Here is a 6,000-nt window from a genome sequence, read left to right as displayed (position 1 = left end):
CGATCGGTCCCTCGATCGGTTGGCTCGCGGAAGGCGAGTTCGCGATCGAAGAAGAGTTTGACGCCGTTCAGACCGTGTTCAACCTTTTTGAACAGGTTCCGGGACAGCATTTCATCGATACGATCCGTGACCAGAACGCGGAGACGAGTCTCATCCCTCGTGTTCCCCACTCCTCCGGTCTGCTCAACGAGCAGGTCACTCCTGACACTGAGCTTGGCGACGACGACCACCGCGCGTACCGTCCTGACGAATGGTACGAAACCGGCTGGGAGAAAGTCGATTCACTCCGGTTCCTCGAACGCGATGGGGAGCGAACGATGGGTCAAGCCGCCATCCAGTGGCTGCTCAGCCATGACGAGGTCGCCACGGTCACGCCCACCTTCCGAACCACTGCCGACATTGACGAGTGGGCTGCTGCGTCTGAAACGCCGCCGCTCTCGCCCGAGGAAACCGAGCGCGTCAGTGGACTCGCAGAAACCAACTTTAACGTTTCCCGTGACGACGGTATGGACAGCCTCCGCTCATCCGTCGATGGCGAGGATCTCGAAGACATCGAGAAAGGGTACGCTGGCAGCTAACGCGCCGTTTTGATCTTCGAAAGAGTCTTCATTTCAATTCGGAAAGGTCGGCGTCGTCCATGTGGCGAAGACGACCGCAACCGATGAGGACGTGACCCGGACCCAACTGTTCGTCACCGTTATTGATGATTGGGAGGAGATCGGCCGAGCACACTGGGAGGTGTTCGGAGAGATCCAACCGGCTGCTACGATGGTCCACGTCCAACGGCTCATCGATCCGTGCCTGGGCGTCGAGATCGAAGCGGACGCAGTCATTCCCGAGTCGTCAGGTTCGCAGTAGTGGGTCAGGATTTCGTCAGCGCGGCCTGATAATGCGGGTCGTCCAAATCCGACGATCCTCCGAGTTCGGTGACACGCCACCCGGTGCCGACGACAGCTTCTCGGAGTCGGTCGGGGCTGAACAGACGGAACAGCAGCGGCTCACCCCTCTGTCCCTCGTATTCGAACTGCAACACGCGGTAAGCGAGGCCGGGCGTCGGATCCGACCGGAAGCCCGGCAGTTCCGATGGCTCCCCCCGGTCGGGATCGATGCCGTGGAGTACGACGGTCCCCTCGTGGTCTGTGACGTACGCGAGAGCACCAAGAAATTGTCGAAGGCCCTGCATCGATCGCGTTAATCCGATCTGTGTGCCGTAGACGAGCACCGACCCGAATCGATCCCTGTCGAACGCCTCCTCCAACGCGAACATGTCGACCGTTCGGGCGTCGGCTACGCCGCGCTCGCGCATCGTCTCTGTGAGGTGATCACTCACCTCAATCGCAACCGTCTCGAACTGCTGTTGGAAATACAGGCTGTCGCGTCCCACACCGGCTCCGATATCGAGAAGCGGTCCCGAAAGCCACGCATCCAGAAACGCACCCCGATCGCTGTCCGGATCGTACCGCTCGAAGTAGAACGACTCGATCGGATGCGCTCGTGTTTCGTTCCCACCATGTTGGAGCAACGGTTCCCCCCGATCTCCACGATGGTGATCGTAGATCGCACGACCGAACGGATCTAAATCATCACACATGATCTCGTATCGTCAATGAAAACATAAATATTTCATCTATGTATGGTGTTAACGCTGAGTAATCGATTGATCGTCCGGTTCGAATGAACAGCTATGTCGGAAATGACAGCCCATATTTTTCGGATCGTGACTGTTTTGGGATGAGACACGACAATGACACAACCCTGAATTTTCATCGTACTTTGAACTCGTAGTGAGTTGACAAGCGATGAGCGGCGTGTAATCGATGAATACAAACGCTAAGCCGATTGTTCCTCATCGTTCATTCAGGTTGGTGGGGTGATAACGGCAGAATTTTTAGCCTGACGACGGAAGTTTTGGTATGGCTTCCGTTTACGATAGCGTTGAAGTGCCAGAGGATGGTGCGGCTATCGAGGTGGTAGACGCCGAATCAGACGACCTCAATGTTCCTGACAACCCGATTATTCCGATCATCTACGGAGATGGAATCGGAACGGACGTCGGCCCGGCTGCTCAGACTGTGCTCCAGGCCGCTGCGGAGGCGACGGGACGAGAGATCAATTGGATGCGCGTGTTCGCTGGCGAGTCCGCCCGCGAAAAATACGACGAGAACCTGCCGGACGACACGATCAACGCGATGAAGGAGTTCAAGGTCTCGATCAAGGGACCGCTGACGACGCCCGTCGGCGCAGGCTTTCGGAGTCTGAACGTCGCGTTGCGCAAGCGCCTTGATCTGTACACGAACATGCGGCCCACGTTCCATCTCGACGGTGTTCCCTCTCCCGTCTCTCGACCGGATCAGATGGATATGGTGACGTTCCGGGAGAACACCGAGGACGTGTACGCTGGCATCGAGTGGGAGGCAGGGACCGAGGAAGTCGAACAGGTTCGTGAGTTCGTCGAACAGGAGATGGGATACGACGACACCATTCATGATGGCCCAGTCGGAATCGGGATCAAACCGATCTCGGAGTTCGGCACTAAGCGGCTGGTCCGCAAGGCGATCGACTACGCCCTTGAACACGATCGGGATTCGGTGACGTTGGTTCACAAGGGTAACATCATGAAGTTCACCGAAGGGGCGTTCCGCGACTGGGGCTATGAAGTCGCAGAGGAGTACGGCGACGCGGTCATCACTGAGGATACGCTCTGGGAGGAACGCGACGGCGAGCCACCAGAGGACGCGGTCGTTGTCAACGACCGCATCGCGGACAACATGCTTCAGCAGATTCTCACCCGTACCCCACAGTACGACGTGCTCGCCCTGCCGAACCTCAACGGGGATTACCTCTCGGACGCGTGTGGCGCACAGATCGGCGGTCTCGGCATCGCACCTGGTGCAAACATCGGTGACGGCTTGTTCCTCGCTGAGCCCGTTCACGGGTCGGCACCCAAATACGCTGGACAGGACAAGGTCAACCCCACGGCCATGATCCTCTCTGGGCGCATCATGCTCGATTACATGGGGTGGGACGACGCCGCCGACCTCATCCGTGACGCACTCGAAGAAACGATCACCTCGAAACAGGTCACCTACGACATCGAACGCCAGATCAGCGGCGGCACCAAACTCTCTACCAGCGATTTCGCCGGCAAAGTCGCGGACACGATCCACGACCTCGCCTAACGCTACTCGCGATTCGATTGAAAAATACCATACAACCCATCCGTTTCGGAATCGTTTGTTGGCGGCTTTCCTGTTCTACCACTGCTTTCGCACTTATGCCGCGATCTCGAAGAAAGTCGTGTCGTTCGACCCGGATTGTGATTTGGCCGTTTCGATCCAGTCAGGCTTGTTGACGGCTGTTGACCCGATATCAGTGATACGAATTTCAGATGACATCTTCTGCGTTTTTCCGAAGGAGGTGGCTGTTATATCGAACGTTAACGATCGGAGGATACCTTCCTTATCGACTAGGATTGTGGCGTTGAACGTTTCGACGGAGTCGATCGTTGCACTCTGTGTAAGGTCAGTGTACGTTTCTGGATTGTCCACGTCCGTCGCGTTGTACCGGTAGAGCGTTTCACCGTTGCGGGTGACCGTTCCCGCCCCTTCGAAACTGGCGTTAGCGAACCACCCGTTCATATCAGTCGTGTTCGTCTGATTCTCCTGGAACGAGGAGAACGACTCCTCACTCGTGTTGTAGATGGTGCCGAGCAGGGGCATCTGTGTCTTCTCGTATGTTGTATTGTTTTCTTGATACATTTCCATACGAATCACTTCCTGTTCTTTCCTGTTGGCCGTGATGTCAGCAATAGACTGTTTGTTGGCTTCGTCAATTCGAATGGTGAAGTTCATCTCCACATCCTTCGAACTCGATACATTCATTTTGTATGTATAGGAGTCGTACTCGGACAACGCCTTACTGTGCTGGTTGGCCGCTGTCTCGGGATCAGTAATCCCGGATTCGTTGTATCCGTCCGGGTAGGCAGTGCCTGAACCGAACGGGGACAGTCCTGAACACCCCGTCAATCCGACTACGAGAACGACAGCAAGGACCAACCGTGAACGTGTGTTCATACACTCAAGGATTATAGAGTGGTAGTATTATTCTTGTGATTATCGATGCACAACAAACAGAACTGCTCTACTTCTCTTAGGCGGTTACTCGGCCGTTTCGATCCAGTCAGGCTTGTTGACGGCTGTTGACCCAATATCGGTAAACAGAACGCTGATCGTTGCGGTTTCGGTTTTGCCCTCATCTACGTACGTCGTTGTGGTCTTAAACTGCCGGATGATCCCTTCCTCATCAACGAGTACCGTCCCGTTGAACGACTCAACGGCGTCGATATCAACCGGTTGAACTGTTGAAACGAACGGTTCTGCTTTGCTCACGTTGGTCGCGTTGTACCGGAAAAGCGTTTCACCGTCATGAGTAACGGTCCCAGCGTTTCTGACGCTGACGTTTTCCAACATATTTTCCAGACCGGAGACGTTCGAGTTATTCGCCTTGAACGATGAAAACGGTTCCTTGGTCGTGTTGTACCGATCAGCACCGAGAATACTCGAACTGTCGTAAGTGGTGCCTTCTTCGTGATATGTTGTCTCATTAAATAGGCTGTTTCCAGCCCGAACGGTCGAGATCTTCATAGCGCCACGTTTTTCAGCGACATCGATCTGAGACGTGATATATATCTTCGATTTGGATGCACCGTCCATGATCGTCAGGTTCCGGGTGTGGTTGTCGTACTCGGACAACGCCGCCTGGTGCTGGTCGGCCGCCGTTTCGGGATCAGCGATCCCCGATTCAGCATAGCCAGCGGGGAACGAAATATCGGCTTCGTCAGTCGTGGTAACTGTCGCCTCAGTCTGGTTCGGTGGCGTGCTGGTATCAGACGCGTTACTCCCAAACGGAGAGACGCCTGCACAACCGGCCAGCATGATCGCAACGACAAGACACAACGTCGACACGTACCGCGCTTTCATGCGTAAAACGCATCAGATCTAAATATAATAGTTACGTTTTCATACCAAACTGAGTTCATCACTTGCGTGATTTAAACAGTTTATATAGATAGTAGTTACCTGAATGACGCTACGAACGGTGACAGGTAGACGGAGTAGTTCACTGCTTTTTCACGACCGGTTCGGAGCCGTTCGGTTCGGCGTAGGCCTTGGCCGCTCCGAGCCAGTCGGGTTTCTCGACGGCCGTGGCGTCGATGTCGGTAACGCGGTAGCTGATCGTTCCCTCCTCGGTCTCGCCATCCGAACTGTGCGTTACCGTGACTTCGAACACGCGGATGAGTCCTTTCTCGTCAACGAGGAGCGTGCTGTCGACCGACTCGATGGCGTCGATCGTGACGAATTCGGTGGTGTAGAAGAACGCTTCAGGGTCGTCCACCCCGGTCGAGTTGTACCGGTAGAGCGTTGCACCGTCACGGGTCACCGTTCCCGCTGCCTCGAAACTGATGTTTGCGAGCCAATTATCGATTTGGGAGGTGTTCACCAGGCTGTCCTGGAACGATGACAGTGATTCGTTCCCCGTTGCATACGTGTCACCGTACACGTCTATCTGAGTGTTCGTGTATCGCTTCGTGCCGTCGTGGTACATTTTCGAGTCCATGAACGTCTCTCCGGAGTTGTTGATCTCCAACGCCGCTGCTGATCGGTTCTCAACGGTGTCGGTTCGGATCGTCGTTGTGACGAACCCATCGAGTGTCGGACTCGTGATTCTCATCCGTTCGGTGTAATTGTCGTGTTCGGACAACGCGGTCGCGTGCTGGTCAGCAGCCAGCTCAGGATCGACGATTCCGGACTCGTTGTATCCCGTCGGGTAGGAGGTAGATTCGGATGGAGACAGTCCCGAACAGCCTGCAAGCCCGACCACGAGGATGAGAAGCACTGCACACTGGAATGATTTCATTTCCATGCTCTTTGTAACCATTGTGGTTGCATGGATTTTTTGGTATCTGATATTTGAAACAAAATATCTGGGATGTATGTTGAT

At 55.0% G+C, this 6,000-nt stretch carries 6 protein-coding genes and 1 pseudogene; 3 read left to right on the top strand and 4 right to left on the bottom strand.

The window, feature by feature from the left end:
* Both EIK79_RS16910 and EIK79_RS16905 read left to right on the top strand, forming a co-directional pair.
* The coding region (locus tag EIK79_RS16910) for an aldo/keto reductase (RefSeq protein ID WP_148094162.1) at positions 1-578 on the top strand (578 nt) is incomplete at its 5' end.
* Between the two features lie 67 nt (positions 579-645).
* Positions 646-858: pseudogene (locus EIK79_RS16905) on the top strand (Rid family hydrolase); the annotation flags it as partial.
* A gap of 4 nt (positions 859-862) precedes the next feature.
* On the opposite strand, the gene EIK79_RS16900 reads toward EIK79_RS16905, so the two are convergent.
* Entirely contained in the window at positions 863-1,591 is a 729-nt protein-coding gene (locus EIK79_RS16900; RefSeq protein WP_124956834.1) for a methyltransferase domain-containing protein, read from the bottom strand.
* Positions 1,592-1,913: 322 nt separating this feature from the next.
* Between EIK79_RS16900 and icd the strand changes: the two genes are divergently transcribed.
* Positions 1,914-3,179 carry an isocitrate dehydrogenase (NADP(+)) gene (gene icd / locus EIK79_RS16895; protein WP_124956832.1) on the top strand — a complete coding sequence of 422 codons (1,266 nt, stop codon included), beginning with the start codon at positions 1,914-1,916 and terminating at the stop codon, positions 3,177-3,179.
* Positions 3,180-3,272: 93 nt separating this feature from the next.
* Here the strand turns inward: icd and EIK79_RS16890 are convergent, their stop codons facing one another.
* The 3 genes from EIK79_RS16890 to EIK79_RS16880 form a co-directional block, all read right to left on the bottom strand.
* Positions 3,273-4,073 (bottom strand): DUF7537 family lipoprotein, encoded by an 801-nt coding sequence (locus EIK79_RS16890; RefSeq protein WP_124956830.1) that lies wholly within the window; start codon positions 4,071-4,073, stop codon positions 3,273-3,275.
* Positions 4,074-4,157: 84 nt separating this feature from the next.
* Positions 4,158-4,979 (bottom strand): DUF7537 family lipoprotein, encoded by an 822-nt coding sequence (locus EIK79_RS16885; RefSeq protein WP_124956828.1) that lies wholly within the window; start codon positions 4,977-4,979, stop codon positions 4,158-4,160.
* A gap of 139 nt (positions 4,980-5,118) precedes the next feature.
* A complete protein-coding gene (locus EIK79_RS16880) occupies positions 5,119-5,922 on the bottom strand; it encodes a DUF7537 family lipoprotein (protein WP_124956826.1) in 804 nt (267 codons plus the stop codon).
* Between the last annotated feature and the right edge of the window lie 78 nt (positions 5,923-6,000).

Origin of the sequence: Halocatena pleomorpha, assembly GCF_003862495.1 — an archaeon.
Classification (GTDB): domain Archaea; phylum Halobacteriota; class Halobacteria; order Halobacteriales; family Haloarculaceae; genus Halocatena; species Halocatena pleomorpha.
The sequence above is the reverse complement of the archived record's forward strand: the minus strand, read 5'-3'. Positions and strand labels throughout refer to the sequence as shown.